This window comes from Mesorhizobium sp. M0408, from assembly GCF_040321495.1.
Taxonomy (GTDB): Bacteria; Pseudomonadota; Alphaproteobacteria; order Rhizobiales; family Rhizobiaceae; genus Mesorhizobium.
Genome location: NZ_JAMYRO010000001.1, coordinates 273,602 through 291,445, shown reverse-complemented (window position 1 = coordinate 291,445; position 17,844 = coordinate 273,602). Strand labels below are relative to the sequence as shown.

General features: G+C 63.0%; 11 protein-coding genes and 1 pseudogene. 2 read left to right on the top strand and 10 right to left on the bottom strand.

Annotated elements, in window-relative coordinates; translation table 11 throughout:
* Positions 1-350: 350 nt before the first annotated feature.
* The 9 genes from NKI67_RS01425 to NKI67_RS01385 form a co-directional block, all read right to left on the bottom strand.
* Positions 351-1,541, bottom strand: coding sequence for an acyl-CoA dehydrogenase (locus NKI67_RS01425; RefSeq protein WP_352454106.1), 1,191 nt, complete (start codon positions 1,539-1,541; stop codon positions 351-353).
* A 242-nt stretch (positions 1,542-1,783) separates the two neighbouring features.
* On the bottom strand, positions 1,784-4,096 hold the full coding sequence (locus NKI67_RS01420) for a Tex family protein (RefSeq protein ID WP_352644149.1): 2,313 nt from the start codon (positions 4,094-4,096) through the stop codon (positions 1,784-1,786).
* 119 nt (positions 4,097-4,215) lie between these two features.
* Positions 4,216-5,397, bottom strand: a complete 1,182-nt coding sequence (locus tag NKI67_RS01415) for a serine hydrolase domain-containing protein (RefSeq protein WP_352644148.1) — start codon at positions 5,395-5,397, stop codon at positions 4,216-4,218.
* A gap of 27 nt (positions 5,398-5,424) precedes the next feature.
* Entirely contained in the window at positions 5,425-6,621 is a 1,197-nt protein-coding gene (locus tag NKI67_RS01410) for a serine hydrolase domain-containing protein (RefSeq protein WP_352644147.1), read from the bottom strand.
* Positions 6,622-6,683: 62 nt separating this feature from the next.
* Positions 6,684-7,712 (bottom strand): extracellular solute-binding protein, encoded by a 1,029-nt coding sequence (locus NKI67_RS01405; protein WP_352568095.1) that lies wholly within the window; start codon positions 7,710-7,712, stop codon positions 6,684-6,686.
* Positions 7,713-7,739: 27 nt separating this feature from the next.
* Complete coding sequence (locus NKI67_RS01400) at positions 7,740-8,552, bottom strand: ABC transporter permease (protein ID WP_023675453.1); 813 nt, start codon at positions 8,550-8,552, stop codon at positions 7,740-7,742.
* Positions 8,545-9,474 carry an ABC transporter permease gene (locus NKI67_RS01395; protein WP_023675452.1) on the bottom strand — a complete coding sequence of 310 codons (930 nt, stop codon included), beginning with the start codon at positions 9,472-9,474 and terminating at the stop codon, positions 8,545-8,547. Before NKI67_RS01395 ends, NKI67_RS01400 begins: the two co-directional genes overlap by 8 nt.
* Positions 9,474-10,568 carry an ABC transporter ATP-binding protein gene (locus NKI67_RS01390; RefSeq protein ID WP_352568311.1) on the bottom strand — a complete coding sequence of 365 codons (1,095 nt, stop codon included), beginning with the start codon at positions 10,566-10,568 and terminating at the stop codon, positions 9,474-9,476. Before NKI67_RS01390 ends, NKI67_RS01395 begins: the two co-directional genes overlap by 1 nt.
* Positions 10,569-10,670: 102 nt before the next feature.
* Positions 10,671-12,374, bottom strand: coding sequence for an amidohydrolase (locus tag NKI67_RS01385; protein WP_352644146.1), 1,704 nt, complete (start codon positions 12,372-12,374; stop codon positions 10,671-10,673).
* A gap of 141 nt (positions 12,375-12,515) precedes the next feature.
* On the opposite strand from NKI67_RS01385, the gene NKI67_RS01380 reads away from it, so the two are divergent.
* A complete protein-coding gene (locus NKI67_RS01380; protein WP_352644145.1) occupies positions 12,516-13,547 on the top strand; it encodes a histone deacetylase family protein in 1,032 nt (343 codons plus the stop codon).
* A gap of 120 nt (positions 13,548-13,667) precedes the next feature.
* Here NKI67_RS01380 and NKI67_RS01375 read toward each other — a convergent pair whose 3' ends face one another.
* A complete protein-coding gene (locus tag NKI67_RS01375; RefSeq protein ID WP_352644144.1) occupies positions 13,668-14,855 on the bottom strand; it encodes a TMEM43 family protein in 1,188 nt (395 codons plus the stop codon).
* 1,152 nt (positions 14,856-16,007) lie between these two features.
* On the opposite strand from NKI67_RS01375, the pseudogene NKI67_RS01370 reads away from it, so the two are divergent.
* A pseudogene (locus tag NKI67_RS01370) lies at positions 16,008-17,650 on the top strand (MFS transporter).
* Positions 17,651-17,844: the final 194 nt, after the last annotated feature.

Below are 17,844 nucleotides of genomic sequence, written 5' to 3'. Positions count from 1 at the left end.
AAGCAGCTTTCACAGCTTCACGAAACGGAGCGCCGACCTGGGATTCCGTGGCGTGGCGGCAAGACGTTGCAACGGTGCAGAGCCGAAGGCCGGCGGGTCAGCACCGGGCGCTTCCCGCCGACATTGATGTCAGCAGCACGCGCGATGCTTGGTCGAAAAGAGCTGAAAAGAAAAACCCGCCTCGGTGAGCGGGTCGTCGGTGCGAATTAGCACCATAGCGAAATTAGTAGCATAGCTGCCGGCACAAAGCAAGAACAAAATGTGGCGCCGTTGGCGAAAATTGCCGATCTCCCGCCTTGCGAGGGGAGATGCCAAGCAGTGGCGCTGGAAGCGGAGGACACCTGCCAATGCTAAAAGAACGCCTGCAACCCGGTCTGCGCCCGCCCGAGGATCAGCGCATGCACGTCATGCGTGCCCTCATAGGTGTTGACGGTTTCCAGGTTCTGGGCGTGGCGCATGACGTGGTAGCCTATCTGGATGCCATTGCCGCCATGCATGTCGCGGGCCTGGCGGGCGATGTCGAGCGCCTTGCCGCAATTGTTGCGCTTGACGAGCGAGATCATCTCCGGCGCCATCTTGCCTTCATCCATCAGCCGCCCGACGCGCAGGCTGCCCTGCAGGCCGAGCGCGATCTCGGTCTGCATGTCGGCGAGCTTCTTCTGGAAAAGCTGCGTGCCGGCCAGCGGCTTGCCGAACTGCTTACGGTCGAGGCCATACTGGCGGGCGCGGTGCCAGCAATCCTCAGCCGCGCCCATGGCGCCCCAGGAAATTCCGTAGCGCGCCCGGTTGAGGCAGCCGAACGGTCCCTTGAGACCCGAGACGTTGGGCAGCAGCGCGTCCTCGCCGACCTCGACGCCCTCCATCACCACTTCGCCGGTGATCGAGGCTCGCAGCGACAGCTTGCCGCCGATCTTCGGCGCCGACAGCCCGTTCATGCCCTTTTCCAGGACAAAGCCGCGAATCTCGTTGTCATGCGCGGCCGATTTTGCCCAGACGACGAACACGTCGGCGATCGGCGCGTTGGAAATCCACATCTTCGAGCCGGAGATCCTGTAGCCGCTCGCGGTCTTCTCGGCCCGCGTCTTCATGCCGCCCGGGTCGGAACCGGCGTCAGGTTCGGTCAGGCCAAAGCAGCCGATCCATTCGCCCGACGCCAGCTTCGGCAGGTATTTCTTGCGCTGTTCTTCCGAGCCATAGGCGTGGATCGGATACATTACCAGCGACGACTGCACGCTCATCATCGAGCGATAGCCCGAGTCGATCCGCTCCACTTCCCGCGCGACCAGCCCGTAGGTGACGTAGTTGGCGCCGAGCCCGCCATATTCTTCCGGGATGGTGATGCCGAGCAGACCGGCCTCGCCCATTTCGCGAAAGATCCCGGCGTCGGTCTTCTCCTCGAGATAGGCTTCCTCGATCTTCGGAGCGAGCTTGTCGGCGGCAAACGCCGCGGCGCCATCGCGCACCATGCGCTCGTCCTCCGAAAGCTGGTCCTCGATCAGGAAAGGATCATCCCAGACGAATGCGTTCTTGTCGGCGGCCATGGCTCTCGGTCTCCCAAACTCATGCATGTCGCCCAAAGCTTGCCCGCGGGCCTGACCCGAGGGTGTTCGGCAGCTTGGAGATAACGACATGCATCGAAACAGAAATCTTGAAACGCGCGGCTTATCGGCTCCCGTCCTGAAAAAATCAAACGAAATAGCTTCGCCGATCCATGAGCATTGGTGATGGATGATCAATGTCGAGCGCCGCCGTCTGACCTGGCGGCGCAGCCCGGCTCGCGAAATTACTTCCGCTTCAACGCATCGGCCAAAGCGGCGCCGAACGCGCCCTGCTGCACCGGCCGCTCCGGCTGGCGTTGGGGCGCGGGCGCGCGCGGCACCGGCCTGCTGCCATTGTCGCGCGGCTTCGGTGCGCCAGCGTCGCCATCCTTGCGCATCGACAGACCGATGCGCTTGCGCTTGATATCGACGTCGACGACACGCACCTTGACCACGTCGCCGGCCTTGACCACCTCATGCGCGTCCTTGACGAAACGGTCGGCTAGTTGCGAGACGTGCACCAGTCCGTCCTGGTGCACGCCGATATCGACGAAGGCGCCGAAGGCGGCGACATTGGTGACAGTGCCTTCAAGCTGCATGCCGGGCTTCAGATCTTTGATGTCGTCGATGCCATCGGCAAAAGTCGCGGTCTTGAAGCCGGGGCGCGGGTCGCGGCCGGGCTTTTCCAGCTCCGCCAGGATGTCGCGCACCGTCGGCAGGCCGAAGCGCTCATCGACGAAGACGCGCGGATCGAGCGCCTTGAGTGCGGCGCTGTCGCCCATCAGCGAGCGGACGTCGCGCCCGCAGGCCGCAACAATCTTCTTGGCCACGCCATAGGCTTCCGGATGCACCGCTGACGCATCGAGCGGTTCGCTGCCGTTTGGAATGCGCAGGAAGCCGGCGCATTGCTCGAACGCGCGGGGTCCAAGGCGGGAGACCTTCAACAGTTCGCGACGGCTGGCGAACGGGCCGGAGGCATCGCGATGCGCAACGATCGCCTCGGCCAGCGATGCGCCGAGACCCGAAACCCGCCCCAGAAGCGGCGCTGAGGCCGTGTTGAGATCGACGCCGACGGCGTTGACCGCATCCTCGACCACCGCTTCCAGCGAGCGGCCGAGGCGGTACTGATCGACGTCGTGCTGGTACTGGCCGACGCCGATCGACTTCGGCTCGATCTTGACCAGTTCGGCGAGCGGATCCTGCAGGCGCCGCGCGATCGACACTGCCCCGCGCAGCGACACGTCAAGCCCGGGAAATTCCGCCGCCGCCGTTGCCGAGGCGGAATAGACCGAGGCGCCGGCTTCACTGACGATCACCTTGAGCGGCTTCGGCCCGGACCCGGCAGGCATGTCAGCCAGCATGTCGGCCACCAGCCTTTCGGTCTCGCGGCTGCCGGTGCCGTTGCCGATCGAAATCAGCTCGACCTTGTGCAGCCGGATGAGCTTGGCCAGTTCGGCCTGCGTGCCGCGGACATCGTTCTTCGGCGGGAACGGATAGACCGTTGTCGTCGCCAGCAGCTTGCCGGTGCCGTCCACCACCGCCACCTTGACGCCGGTGCGAATGCCCGGATCGAGCCCCATCGTCGGCCGCGAGCCGGCAGGCGCGGCAAGCAGCAAATCCTTGAGATTGCGGGCGAAGACATGGATGGCTTCTTCTTCGGCCCGCTCGCGCAGATCGCGCATCAGATCGAGCGTCAGGTGCAGCGACAGCTTTATGCGCCAGGTCCAGCCGGCGACCTCCATCAGCCAGCGGTCTCCCGGCAACTGGCGGCCGATGGCGTAGGCGTCGGCGATCATCCGCTCAACCGGTTTCACCGGAGAGGCGTCATCGGCATCGACTTCGACGTCGAGCGACAGAACCTCCTCGTTGCGGCCGCGCAGCATGGCCAGCGCGCGATGGCTCGGCACGTTGGCCCAGCGCTCGACATGGTCGAAATAGTCGGAGAATTTCGCGCCCGCCTCCTGCTTGCCGTCGACGACGCGCGAGCGCAGGAAGGCGCGTTCCTTCATGTAGGTCCGCAATCTGCCGACCAGATCGGCATTCTCGGCGAACTGTTCGGACAGGATGTCGCGCGCACCCTCGAGCGCCGCTTTGGTATCGACGACGTCTTCGCTGATGTAGGCCAGCGCCAGCTCGGCGGGTACAGCCGTACGGTCGGCGAGAATAGCTTCCGCCAGAGGCCCGAGCCCGCGCTCGCGTGCGATCTCGGCCTTGGTCCGGCGCTTCGGCTTGTAAGGCAGATAGATGTCTTCGAGTTCGGCCTTGGTGCCGGCCGCAGCGATCTTTGCCTCGAGCTCCTCGGTCAGCTTGCCCTGCTCGCGGATCGAACCAAGGATGGTGTCGCGGCGCGCGTCGAGTTCGCGCAGATAGGCGAGCCGCTCGGCAAGGTTGCGCAGCTGCGTGTCGTCGAGGCCGCCGGTGACCTCCTTGCGGTAGCGCGCCACGAACGGCACGGTCGCGCCGTCGTCGAGCAAACCGATCGCCGCCGCAGCCTGTTCGGGCCGCGCGCCGATTTCGGCGGCTATGATGGTTGCGATGCGCTTGATATCGGCTGCCATGTCGTACCTGTCGCTAGTCGAAACGAGCAGCGACCATAGGCGCGGAGCACTGCTGCGCCAACTGCGCCATTTTCAACCCGGCGAGAGGTCCACAGGAAAGGTCGGGCTGTCTGGATGGATCAGACCATCCGGCTCAGCGCCTCGAAGAAAGAAATCATATCCAGATCGAGCGGATCGTCGACCGGTACCGGCTGCGACGACATCTTTGCGATTACCATTTCGGCCTTCGGATTGACGTAAAGCCACTGGCCGTGGATGCCGATGCCGCAGACGGCGCCGCTTGCCGCGCCCGTCTGGTACCATTTGTTGCGATAGCGGCCACGCGGAAACAGGAACGCCATCGTGCCGCGCCGCCAGGCCTCGGCGTCACCGCCGGTTTCGGCCGTGTCGCGCACCCAGGCTTCCGGCACGACGCGGCGGCCATTGGCCGTGCCGCCTTGCCGCATCATCTCGCCGACGCGTGCAAGGTCGCGCGGCGTCACCGAAATGCCGCCGGCGGTGCGCGCCGTTCCTTCCGTGTCGACTGTCACCGAGGCATCGCCGACGGCGCCGAGCGGCTCCCATAATTTTTCGCGCATCAGATCGGCGAAACGCCGGCCAGACGCACGTTCGAGCAGGATGCCGAGCAGGTCGGAATTGGGCGAACGGTAGCGGAACGTCCGGCCATGCGGCTCGGCCAGACCCTGCAGCGTCATGAGGAAAGTGGCCAGGCTCTCGTTGCCCCCGCCCGGATTCCACAGCATGGCGCGGCGATAGCGGGCGAAGGCGCTTTCCGGATCGAGATAGGCCTCTTCGAAATCGAGGCTGACACTCATGTCGAGCACGTGCCGCACACGCGCATCGCCATAGGCCGAGCCGGCGGCTTCGGGCAGATAGAGGCTTACCGGTGCCTGCGGATCGAAAATCCCCTCGCCTTCCAATGTGCCGGCAACAATGGCGGTCAGCGACTTGCTGATCGAAAAGACGATGTGGCGCGCCCCAAACTCCATATGCGGCGCGAACCAGTCGCCGACGAATTTGCCGCGTTTCATGATCGTCAGCGCGTCGGTATCGGAGCGCGCGAGAAACGCCGCGACCGTCTCCGCGCCGCCTGCAAGAGCGACCTTTTCGCCAAGTAGCCCGCCGAAATCCTGCGCCGGCGCCTCGCTGCTGCCCGGCTGTGCCGCCACGGCAGCGCTCGGCACCAGCTCGCCGACATTCTGGAACGACCACCGGCTGAACGGGCTTTCCCGCCAGTTGCCGAGCAGAACCTCATTGCGGCGAAAGCCGTATCTGGTCTCGAACGCGGTCTTGCCGGTCATGGTGGTCCTGCGGATTTTCTTTGAGGTTCAGGCGAGCGCAGCGGCAATGGCATGCACGGCTTTCAAGGTCGCCACCGAATAGCCGATGTTGGTGAAATCCGGATAGCTCGAAAGCTTCACCACGACCATTTTCGTATCCCAGTCGATATGGATCAGCTGCCCGAACACGCCCCGGCACATCAACGCGCGCGAGCGCGGGTCCTCGATCCAGAACTGGTTGCGGTAGCTGCCTTCCGGCAGGCTGGGACTGAAATCCGGTCCATGCCTGCCATTGCGCGTCGCCTCGATCCAGTCGGCCGGCACGATGCCGCCTCCATTGTCGAGGATCAGCTGGCCGAAGCGGCCATAATCGCGCAGCGTGGCGTTGAAGCCGCCGTCGGCGACCGCATAACCGGCGCTGTCGACAGTGAAGCAGGCGCTTTCATCGGCGCCGAGCTTTTGCCAGAGCTCTTCCGAAATCAGCTGCGCCAGCCTTTTGCCGCTCACCCGCTCCATGATGAAGGCAAGCACGTCGGTCTCGATCGAGCGGTATTCGAAGGCAGCGCCGTGCGGCCGGCTCTTTTCCTTGAGCCCCAGGATCAGTTCGAACATATGCGATGGCCAGCGGAAGGCCGGATCGCTGCCCGGCGGCACCGGCTTCCAGCCGGTGGCGACATCGACCTGGCCGATGTCGGAATAGGGGTCGGTGTATTCCTCGGAAAAGCGCACCCCGCTCGTCATGTCGAGCACATGCTGCACGCTGGCGCCTGCCCAGCCGGTCGCTTCCAGCTCCGGCAGATAGGCCGTCACCGGCAAGTCCGGATCGATCACCCCGTGCCCGACCAATATGCCGAACACCGAGCCCGTGACCGACTTCGCCATTGACTGCGACAAATGCAGCGTGCGCTCGGTCATGCCGTTGAAGTAGCGCTCATAGGCGACCTTGCTGTCCTTGAGCACGAGAAACCCGTCGGTATAGGTCTCGTCGAGCAGCCCGGCGAGCGTCGTCGGCTGCCCCATCCTGTCGCTCACCGGCAGCGCGTCGAGATCGACCTCGGCGCGCTCGAAGCGATGCCGATGGCCATTGCCGCGCCAGACTTCGACGGTCGGCAGAAATTCGCGGATGTGCTGAAACGCCCAGCGGTTCCATGGCGGCCGGTCCCAGTCGAGCTTCGGCGGCACCATCCGCGGCGGCGAACCCTGCATGATCGGCGGCGCCGGTTCGCTGTTGCGATAAGATTTCATCCAATCCCCTTGTCGCAAAGAAGGGAGGCCGAAGCCTCCCTTCGATCGATCCCACGTCGAGCCTATTTGCGCAGATTGGTCCAGATCTTGTTGTAGATCTCGACCACTTCCGGTGGGCAAGGTGGCACAAATTCCGCAGTCGGCGCACCGGCCGGCGGATTGATTTCCGGCGCGCTGGCGAAGTCCGGCGGCAGGAATTTGTGGCTCCCGGTAATGCCGTTGTCGTAACCGGCGAATTCCGAAATCAGCGCGGCGTTTTCCGGGGCCATGACGAAATCCTGAAACAGCTTCGCATTTTCAAGGTTCTTCGCGCCTTTCAGCACGGCCACATTGTCCATCCAGCCTTCGATGCCTTCCTTGGGATAGGCGTATTTGATCGCCGGAATTTTCTGGCGCGCACGATAGGTTGCGCCGTTCCACGCCTCCGTGACGATCACATCGCCCGAGGTGATCTTGGTGATGGTGTCGTAGCTGAAGGTCTTCCATGACGGCTTGGCGGCCATGAGAATGTCGTTGACCTTCTTCAGATTGGCCTTGTCGGCGCCGCAACGCGGCACACCGGCATAGCGCTCGGCCGCGTGCATCACGGTGTTGACATCGTCGAGCATGTTGATCTGGCCTTTCAACTCGTCCGGCGGGTCGAACAGGATTGCCAGCGTGTCGATGTCGCCCTTGTATTTGTCGGTGTTGACTTCGAACGCGGTGGTGCCGAACTGCCACGGCACGGTGTAGTGACGGCCTTTGTCCCAGTAGATGTCGACGAAGCGCGGGTCGAGGTTCTTGCCGTTCGGCATCGCATTGGGCTCGGTCTTTTCGAGCAGGCCCTCATCGATCATGATCTTCACGGTGTAGTCGGATGGGACGACGATGTCGTAGCCGGAATTGCCGGCGCGCACCTTCGACAGCATGGTCTCGTTGGAATCGTAGTCGTCCAGCGTCACCTTGACGTTGTATTGTTTTTCGAATTTCTCGATCAGCTTGGGGTTGGTGTAATCACCCCAATTGTAGATGTGCAGCTCACCATCGGCGAGTGCAGGTACTGCCCATAAAAGTGCTGCCGTCGAAACGGCAGCCATCAGTTTCCTAGACATCACAGTCTCCTTTGCCTTCCCATTGACTCACTTGGCGCGGCGGCGCGCGATCAGGAACGATATCGAGACGAACAGGATCGACACCAGCAGCAGGATGGTGGAGATGGCATTGATCTCCGGCGTCATCGGCCGCCTGATCTGGTTCCAGATGTAGAGGGGCAGCGTCGTCTGCCCGGGGCCGGCGACCAGCTGCGTGATGGTGAAATCGTCGAAGGAGACGATGAAGGCGAGCGCCCCACCCGACAGGATGCCGGGAACCAGCAATGGCAGCGTTATGCGCCGGAAAGCATGCCAGGGCGTGGCATAGAGATCGGCCGCGGCAGCTTCGAGCGTCAGATCCATGTCCTCGAGACGCGCCCGGATGGGCATATAGGCGAAAGGAATGCAAAAGACGGTGTGGGCGAGGATCAGATTGCCGATGCCGAAATTGAGCCCGAGAGTGCCCGCGATCAGCGCAAAGAACGAGAGCGTCGCCACCGCCGTGATGATCTCCGGAACCATCAGCGGCAGGTTGATGACCATGAAGGCGGCCGACAGCCCGCGCCACGGCTTGACCCGGGTCATGCCGATCGCCGCCAGCGTCGCGGCGATCGTCGAAATGATCGTGGCGGTGACAGAGATGATCAGCGTGTTCTTGGCGGCGTTGTGGAATTCCTGGTTGAGCAGCGCACTGCCATACCAACCGAGCCCGATGCCTTCCCAACGCGTGACCAGAGACCCGGTGTTCAGCGAGAAGATCATCAGGATCAGGATCGGCGCGTAGAGCACGCAGAGGCAGATGATGGCGATCGAGCGGAAGCCCGGTTGGTCCTTGATATCGGCGCTGCGGGGGTCAGCCATGCCTCATCTTCCCCGACGTGTTACGGACATAGAAGTAGAGCGCCACCAGCACCGCTGCCATCAGGATCAGCGCCTGCGCGCAGCCGAGCGGCCAGTTGCGCCCGGAGCCGAATTGCTGGGCGATGAGATCGCCGATCATCAGGTGGATACCGCCGCCGAGGATCAGCGGCGTCACATAGGCGCCGAGGGCCGGAATGAACACAAGCAGGCAGCCGGCGATGATGCCGGGCAGCGACAGCGGGATGATCACCCGCCATAGCACCTGCCGACGGGTCGCATAGAGATCGTAGGCGGCCTCGACCAGCCGGAAATCCAGCTTCTCCAGGCTGGAATAGAGCGGCAGCACCATGAACGGCAGGAACGAGTATAACAGGCCGAGCTGGATGGCGAAGTTGGTGTAGAGCATGGTGATCGGTTTCTCGATCACCCCCAGAGCCATCAGTGCGTTGTTGATGAGGCCCTCGTCGCGGATGATGAACATGATGGCAAGAGTGCGCACCAGCAGGTTCGACCAGAACGGGATGGTGATCAGCAGCACCCACCAGTTGCGCTGCGCCGGCGGTCGCGTGGCCATGAAATAGGCTGTCGGAAAGCCGAGCAGCAGGCAGATGACCGTCGTCACCACGGCGAAGACGAACGAGCGCAGATAGATGATCAGGAAATCCGGCGTGAACTGCAGCGTGTCGTCGAAGATGTCGCGCTGGAACAGGAAGTTCAGATAGGCGTCGGTCGAGAATTGCCACTGCACGCCGCCATAGGGTGCTGCGGCAAGAAATGAGTAGATGACGATGATGAGAAGCGGCAGCACGCCGAAAATGCCGATGATTATCAAAGCTGGCAACGAAAGCAGGCGGTGGCGCCTGGCGCTGGCCTTCTCCGCCTCTGCTTCAAACAATGCAGCTTGGGAAAACGCGCTCGCCATCAATCCCTCAGCACTTGCGCGGCGTCGTTGCCGATCGAGACGCCGACCTTGTCGCCTCGCTCGAAACCGCAGCCTGCGCTGCGCGTGTTCTGCTGGCGCACGGTGAAGGCTTCGCCACTGTCCAGTTGGACATGAATATGCGTGTCGGTACCGAAATAGACGATGTTTTCGATGGTTCCGGAAAGGTCGCCCTTGCCGCTGGTCAGCTTGGCGTGTTCCGGCCTGACCACCACGGTAGCATTATCCTTCGGCTGGAAGCCTTCAGCCACGGTCGCGTCGATCGTTGCGCCGGATTTGAGGGTCGCGCGAGCCTTGCCGTTGCCGATGTCGGTGATGGCTGCGGTCAGGAAATTGGTTTCGCCGATGAAGTCGGCGACGAAGCGCTCGGCCGGCTTGTCATAGATGTCCCAGGGCGTGCCGACCTGCAGGATCTTGCCGGCCGACATCACCGCGATGCGGTCGGACATGGTCAGCGCCTCCTCCTGGTCGTGGGTGACGAAGATGAAGGTGATGCCGGTCTGGTGCTGCAGCCGTTTCAGTTCGATCTGCATTTCCTTGCGCAGCTTGTAGTCGAGTGCCGACAGCGGCTCGTCGAGCAACAGCACTTTCGGCTGCGGCGCCAGCGCGCGCGCCAGTGCGACGCGCTGCTGCTGGCCGCCGGAGATCTGGCTGGTGCGGCGGGCACTCAGCGCCTCCATCTTGACCAGCTTCAGCATCTCGGCGACGCGCGCCTTGATTTCGGCTTTCGGCTTGCCCAGCATCTCCAGGCCGAAGCCGATATTCTCGGCCACCGTCATGTGCGGGAACAGCGCATAGGACTGGAAGACGGTGTTGACCGGCCGCTTGAACGGCGGCAGCGGCGCGATGTCGTGGCCGTGCAGCAGGATTTCGCCTTCGCTGGGGAAGTCAAAGCCGGCGATCAGCCGCAGCAGCGTCGTCTTTCCGCAACCCGACGGCCCCAGCAGCGTGAAGAACTCGTTCTCGCGGATCGACACCGAAACCGTGTCGAGAGCGGCGACTTGTGCGTCCCCGGTACCGAACACCTTGCGGACGCCGCGGACTTCGATTGCACTCTTACCCGGCTGATCCGGCACGCACTTCCCCATTTTCATGTCCGCTCTTGTTGGCGGATCCAGTTCCCATTCGATTGTCAGCATATGCCGGTCGGCTTGGCAACCATGCATCTGGGCCTCGGTTCAGAACGCAAGCTCCGTGCCATGGTCAGCGCCACCATCAACCTGATGACTGATCTTGCCGCCGCAGATGGTAGTCACCGGATGCACCTTGTGTAACAAACCCGGTTCAGTTGTCTCGATATCGGCCGACAGCACCACCAGATCGGCCAGATAGCCGGTTTTCAGCCGGCCCTTGCGGTGCTCCATGAATTCGGCATAAGCGCCTTCGACTGTATAGCCCGCAAGCGCTTCCAACAGCGAGAAGCTCTGGTCGGGAACGCCGTCTGCCCAAGGTTTGCGCAGCATCGCCGCCTGAATGCCCAGGATCGGCTCGATCCGCGACACCGGCCAGTCGGAAGCGAAGACGACATGCGCACCCGCCTGCTTCAGCGTCCGCCAGGCATAGCTGAGCGGCCATCTTTCGCGGCCGATGCGCGAGAGCGTCGGCTCCAGCGGGAAGTCCATGGCGCCGGGCGGGTGCGGCGGCTGCATCGAGGCGACGACGCCGAGTTCGGCGAAGCGCGGCACGTCGGCGGCAGTGGTGACCTCGATGTGCTCGACCCGGTGCCGGCTGTCGCGTTTGCCGTTCTTCCGCTGCGCCGCCTCGTAACCGTCCAGAACCGCGCGCACCGCGCCGTCGCCGATCGAATGCACGGCGACCTGCAGCCCGCGCCGGTCGGCCTCCACCGCCACCTCGGCGAGATGCTCCGGCGTAAACAGCGGCTCACCGCGCCAGCCCGGCCGGTCGGCATAGTCGTCGACCATGACCGCGGTCCAGCCTTCCAGCACGCCGTCATAAAATACCTTGACCATGCCGGACGACAGCCATTCCGATTGGTAGGAGCTGGCCATGCTCGATGCCTTTTCCAGCCTGTCGAGCGACATGAAATTTTTGAAGTGGAACGGTATCTTGGTGCGGCAGAGCAGCCGGCCTTCCTGCTCCAACCCGGCAAGCAGTTCGAGCTGGTAGAGATTGCCGTCCATGTTCTGGATTGAGGTGATGCCGTGGCGGGCGCACCATTCCAGCCCGCGATGCATCAGGTCGCGGTCGGCCGCGATTTCAGCGGCGGAAGGGTATGGGTCGGGCTCACCGCCTGTCGCGAGGCCGAGCCGAACGCGATTCTGCCCGGAAAGCTCGAGGATCGGCCCGAACGCCTCGCCCTCGCGCAATTCGCCCGCCGCAAGGCCGTCGGCGCCCATGACGATCTCGTTGCCGGGGCCGAGTTGCTTGCCGTGCAGGATGCCTGCCAGTTCCAGCGCCTTGGTGTTGGCCCACATCGTGTGGTGATCGGAAGCAGACATGGCGAACGGCCGGTCGGGGATAATGCGGTCGAGATGATGGCGGGTGACCGGCTCTTCCTTGGAAAGGATGGTGTAGTCGACGCCGGCCCCAAGCAGCAATTTGGCGTTCGGCCGTGCCGCAGCGTAGGCGCGGATCGCGTCGCTCAGCGCATCGAAGCCATGCACGCCCTGAAGATGCAGATTGTCGAGTTCGGCCGCGCCGCCGAAAAGGTGCATATGCGCTTCGATGAAGCCCGGCACCACCGAACCGCCTTGCGCATCGATGATCTTCGTGGCCGGCCCTTTCAGCGCCTCGATCGTCCGGCGATCGCCAACCGCCAGGATGTTGCCGTCCTTTATCGCCACCGCCTCGGCCGTCGGATTGCCTTCGTCCATGGTCAGCACACGGGCATTGGTGACGATCAGGTCGGCATTTGAACTCATGATTACCCGCGGTTCGGTTGCGCTGCCGGCAGGCTAGACGACCGGCTGCCGGGCCAGCAAGCCATGGGCGGTTGGCCCAGCGCCTTGTGAAAGGCAGTGCAGGACGGTTAGGGTCGCCGCGTCTCACCACGGAACAATTTCATGAAGACTGTTTTTTCGCCTTTCCATGCCGGTCATGCCGGCAATGTCGAATTGATCGCCGGCGCCATCGTGCCGGCTTTTGAAAAGCCTTCGCGCGCCGAGTTCATCAGGGCGCGGGTGGAGAGCGAGAAGCTCGGTCCGATCCTGCCGCCGGAAAGCCACGACCTCGCCGCCGCCAGGAAGGTGCATGCCAGCGACTACATCGATTTCCTGCCGACCGTGTGGCCGCTCTGGGAAGCATCGGGCCGCAGCGGTTCGGCCATTCCCTTCACCTGGCCGACGCGCGGACTGCGCGGCGACGTGCGCCCGAAAGGCATCGATGCGCTGCTCGGCTTCTACTCCTTCGACGGTGGCGCGACGTTCGTCAAAGGCACATGGGATGCGATCAAGTCGTCCTATGACGTCGCGCTGACCGCCGCCGCGCTGGTCAAGGCCGGTGAGCCTTCCGCCTTCGCGCTGTGCCGCCCGCCGGGGCACCATGCAGGGGCGGCCTTCATGGGCGGCTATTGCTTCATCAACAACGCCGCCGTCGCCGCGCAATGGTTCCGCGACCATGGCGCCGGGCGCGTTTCGATCCTCGACGTCGACTATCACCACGGCAACGGCACCCAGGAGATCTTCTACCGCCGCGGCGACGTTCAGGTGCTGAACCTGCATGGCGATCCGATGACGGAATATCCCTTCTTCCTCGGCCATGCCGACGAGCGCGGCGAGGGCGACGGCGAGGGCTTCAACGACAATTACCCGATGCCCTTCGGCACCGGCTGGAACGTGTGGAACGCCTCACTCGAGGACGCTTGCACGAGGCTTTCGGCTTACGCTCCTGACGTCGTCGTGGTTTCACTCGGCGTCGACACTTTCGAGAAGGACCCGATCAGCCAGTTCAAGCTGAAGACCCCCGACTATCCCAGGATCGGCCGCCGCATCGCCAGGCTCGGCCTGCCGACGCTGTTCGTCATGGAAGGCGGCTACGCCGTCGAGGAGATCGGCATCAACGCCGTCGGCGTGCTCACCGGCTTTGAGGACCGCTAGAAGCAATTCCAGGAAAAGTGTGAAACGGTCTTCCGTCCGGAATTACGCAAAAACAAAGAGATAGAGCGGTTCGTCGTTTCCGTGAAACGATGAACCGCTAGAAACGCCAGCGCCTGCAAATCATGTGGCCGCGCTCGGCGCCGCAACCGGCGGAGCCGGCCTGCGCGAGCGGCCGAGGTAATAGACCGCCGCCGCTGCGATGACGCCCGCTGCCAGGATGCCCGCCGCCAGCACCGGCCGGTACCAGAACCAGGCGATGGCCATCGTCGTCGCCCCGACCAGGATCGCCAGGAAGAACGCGATGATGCCGGTACCCATCCGCGCCATGCTGCCGAGCAAAGGAATGACATCGAGGATGACGCCGATCGGCCCGAGCAGCAGGGCAAAGCCGATGGCCAGGAGCAGCACGCCGGCGGCGCGCAGCAGCCAGGTGATCAGCGTGTTCGCGCTGACCGCTTCGGCGAACATCTTTTCCGCCGGCACATTGCCGGTGTCGACCATCAGCAACTGGTCGCCGGCGATTGTCTGGTAGGGCTCGAAGCCGCCCCCCGTCTGGCGCGCGACGACGCTGACCACGCCGAGCGGCGCCAGTTCGTAGCCGATGCGGTAGTCGCCCAGCGCCGGCGACGTGGTGTTGAAACCGAGATAGATTTTTCCGTCGACGATGTTGACCCGCTTGGTGCCGGCATAGGCGGCGTCTATGGCGGCCGACTGATCGGCAGACAGTGAGAACGTCTTGTCGCCGCCGATCAGGTCCAGCACGGGCCGGTCGAGCGTGAAAGCACCGAGCTTGCCGTCCGGAATCTGGAATTGCTTGCTGTGTATCTCCATCGGCGGATTCTCGTGGCCGTCCGGCTTCTTGAACTCCGACGAGTTGATCTGGCTGTCGTCCCAAACCTTCGAATAGCTGTAGGTCGTCACCGTCTCCTCGCCGCCGCCCAGCTTCTTCGTCGTCTCGGATTTCTCCTCTTCTTTCCACTGGTACATCTCGGCGCCGCGCGACAGCCGCAACCCCTGCGCCGAAATGCCGAAGTCCGGATCGGCAAGGCCGCTGCTCGCCGTCACCGCCCCGGTGACATGGACGAGCTTGCCGTCGTTGGCGGCATCGACGCTGTCGGCGCCGACCGAGACCACCGCGCCCCATCCCTCGGCCAGCGAGCGCGCCGTCTGCACGGCCCGGCCCTCGTTCCAGAACAGGCCGATCACCATCAGCACGATCAGGAGCAGCCCGAAGACGACCCCGCCGACCGCGCGTTTGATCCGCCCGAACCACGAGACGGACGTCACTTCCTGAAATGAATCGCTCATTATTTCCCCCATCCCCCGAAACCAGTCTCGCGAAATCCGCGCTCTGCCGCGCAGTGGCAAGCAACCGGCGTCACCCCAAACCGGGGCGGACGCCCATCCGTCCCGGCACCGGGAGCTTATCGCAATCGGCGAGCCGCCGATACGGCACAGTTGCGATCCGACCCGGTTTCGCGGCCGTAAAGCCCATCGCTCACCGCCAATTCATTGAATTCGTTTCCGTCAAATCGCGTTGATGTCAGATTCGTCTGCAGTTGGATTGTAGCCGAATCAGCCGTTCCTTGGGGGGCGCGGCAATCACCAAAGCTTGATGGTCCGCAACTATTCCGGAATCAGATCGGCTAGTGGGCAATGCTCCACCAGCAGGCTCTTGCAGAGTGCGTAGTCTTCGTACGCGAAAACACCTTGGTGCGCCCGTAACCCCGTTGCGTGACGTGGTGCGGCAGACGGCGAACGACAATGCGGGCAAGGCGAGGCATGCGATCAATCCGAACGCAGAGCCTGTCGGTTGGGCAGCAAAAAGTGCACCATCATCGTAGTTCGATTCGGACGGATCTCAGTATAAAAAGGAGAGATATAGGAAAAATAAATAGGACAATAAATCCGTATATGCTGCCGGCTATCAAAAATACGTTCTCATATGGGTAAAATGTAGTTATTAGACAAGCGATAATATACAATACTACGTTCTTTTCGTACAATTTGTCACCAAGTATGTTCAACATAAGATATGTGTACAAAATAGCACATGTAAATATCTGTATTAAAGCCAGGCCGCTCATGCTCGCAAGCGGTCTAAAAAATACGTGAGGTATAGCCACTATGAGAATGGCAATCGACATCACCTTGAGAGCTCGCGCTTTCATTTCAGTCCCTCGGTAATTTCCTTCTGGCAATTTTCCTACGTACGGACCGCAGTTTGATCAAGTCCGAACTGTGGAGCCTGAAGGGCCGAATTACCTTCATGCTAGCATCTGAATCGGCGCACGCAGTGGCGTGCGCTGGCCGGCTCCGCGATCGCTATCTTGTTGTTGGACCATGATGTTTTCCAGAATGCGTTCGCCCTTTGCGAAATGATGTTCTATTTTTTGAACCCACGGCTTGCGGGGCCGATTGATCGGAAGAACAAACGCATTTGAGTCCGGGAAAGCATTTATGAACGACGACACACCGGAAAGCGAAAGCGCCTCGGCGCTGGCGCCGTTCCGGCACGGCATCTTCCGGGCGGTGTGGTCCGCCAGCCTCGTCTCCAATTTCGGCGGCCTCATCCAGGGCGTTGGCGCCGCCTGGATGATGACGACGATCGCCACCTCGTCCTACCAGGTGGCATTGGTGCAGGCCTCGACCACCTTGCCGATCATGCTGTTTGCGCTGCTGGCCGGCGCTATCGCCGACAGCTTCAACCGGCGCAAAATCATGCTGATGCGCAGATCTTCATGCTCGTCGTCTCGGCTCTTCTGACCGTCTTCACCTATCTCGACCTGATGACGCCGTGGACGCTGCTCGCCTTCACCTTCCTGATCGACAGCGGCACCGCGCTCAACAGCCCGTCCTGGCAGGCTTCGGTCGGCGACATGGTGCCTCGCACCAAGGTGCCGGCGGCGATTGCGCTCAACTCGATGGGCTTCAACCTGACGCGCAGCGTCGGCCCGGCGATCGGTGGCATCATCGTTGCCGCGGCAGGCGCTGCCGCGGCCTTCGCCGTCAACACGCTGAGCTATGTCGGCCTCATCGTCGTGCTGGCCCGCTGGAAGCCGGAACTGCCGGCATCGACCTTGCCGCGCGAGACGCTGGGCGCCGCAATGGGCGCCGGCCTGCGCTACGTCGCCATGTCGCCTAACATCGGCAAGGTGCTGGTCAGGAGCTCGGCTTTCGGCTTCAGCGCCGGCGCGGTCCTGGCGCTGCTGCCGCTGGTCGCGCGCGACGTCGTCAAGGGTGATGCCTTGAGCTACGGCATCATGCTCGGCGCCTTCGGCATCGGCGCCGTCGGCGGCGCGCTGACCAGCGTCAGGCTGCGGCAGCTGCTGTCCAGCGAAACCATGGTGCGCATGGCATTCGCCGGCTTCGCCGTCTGCGCCTTCAACGCCGCCGTCAGCAATCATGCCTGGCAGACGTCGCTCGGCCTGCTGCTCGGCGGCGCCTGCTGGGTGACCGCGCTTTCGCACTTCAACGTCACCGTCCAGATGTCGACGCCGCGCTGGGTGGTCGGCCGCGTGCTTTCGGTCTACCAGACCGCGACCTTCGGCGGCATCGCGCTCGGCAGCTGGGTCTGGGGCGTCGTCGCCGACGCGCATGGCGCCGAAGTCGCCCTGATGGCGGCCAGTGTCGCCATGCTGGCGGGAGGCGCCATCGGCCTGCTGCTGCCGCTGCCGCAGCAGGCGGTGCTCAACCTCGACCCGCTCAACCGTTTTCAGGAGCCGCATCTGGCGCTTGATCTCAAGCCGCGCAGCGGTCCCATCGCCATCATGATCGAATATGTCATCCGCAACGAGGACGTACCGGAATTCCTCGCCACCATGGCCGAGCGCGGCCGCGTTCGCCGCCGTGACGGCGCCCGCAACTGGACATTGGCGCGCGATCTCGAAAATCCCTCGATATGGATCGAGCACTACCACACGCCGACCTGGGTCGAATATATCCGCCACAATCGGCGCGCCACCTACGCCGACGCGGTCATCGGCGAGCGCATAAGGGCGCTGCACAGCGGCAACGAGCCACCTCGCGTCCGTCGCATGATCGAGCGCCCGACGACAGCAGGCACGGCGCTGGTCATGCCGAAGGGACCGATCGAGCATTAAAGCATTTTGCAGCCAAGGGAATCACTTGACGTCGCAGAAATGCGGTTAAAACAAATAGATAAAGCGGGATGCACCGTTCAATTTGAACGCATCCCGCTCCAGCGCAATTCCAGGAAAAGTGTGAAACGGTTTTCCGTCCGGAAGAGACAGAGCGGTTCGCCGTTTCCGTGAAACGATGAACCGCTCCAGCCACC

What these genes read in the sequence shown, in the direction of transcription:
- NKI67_RS01425 (WP_352454106.1), bottom strand. Translation starts at nt 1,541, where the DNA reads ATGGCCGCCGACAAGAACGCATTCGTCTGGGATGATCCTTTCCTGATC.
- NKI67_RS01420 (WP_352644149.1), bottom strand. Translation starts at nt 4,096, where the DNA reads ATGGCAGCCGATATCAAGCGCATCGCAACCATCATAGCCGCCGAAATC.
- NKI67_RS01415 (WP_352644148.1), bottom strand. Translation starts at nt 5,397, where the DNA reads ATGACCGGCAAGACCGCGTTCGAGACCAGATACGGCTTTCGCCGCAAT.
- NKI67_RS01410 (WP_352644147.1), bottom strand. Translation starts at nt 6,621, where the DNA reads ATGAAATCTTATCGCAACAGCGAACCGGCGCCGCCGATCATGCAGGGT.
- NKI67_RS01405 (WP_352568095.1), bottom strand. Translation starts at nt 7,712, where the DNA reads ATGTCTAGGAAACTGATGGCTGCCGTTTCGACGGCAGCACTTTTATGG.
- NKI67_RS01400 (WP_023675453.1), bottom strand. Translation starts at nt 8,552, where the DNA reads ATGGCTGACCCCCGCAGCGCCGATATCAAGGACCAACCGGGCTTCCGC.
- NKI67_RS01395 (WP_023675452.1), bottom strand. Translation starts at nt 9,474, where the DNA reads ATGGCGAGCGCGTTTTCCCAAGCTGCATTGTTTGAAGCAGAGGCGGAG.
- NKI67_RS01385 (WP_352644146.1), bottom strand. Translation starts at nt 12,374, where the DNA reads ATGAGTTCAAATGCCGACCTGATCGTCACCAATGCCCGTGTGCTGACC.
- NKI67_RS01380 (WP_352644145.1), top strand. Translation starts at nt 12,516, where the DNA reads ATGAAGACTGTTTTTTCGCCTTTCCATGCCGGTCATGCCGGCAATGTC.
- NKI67_RS01375 (WP_352644144.1), bottom strand. Translation starts at nt 14,855, where the DNA reads ATGAGCGATTCATTTCAGGAAGTGACGTCCGTCTCGTGGTTCGGGCGG.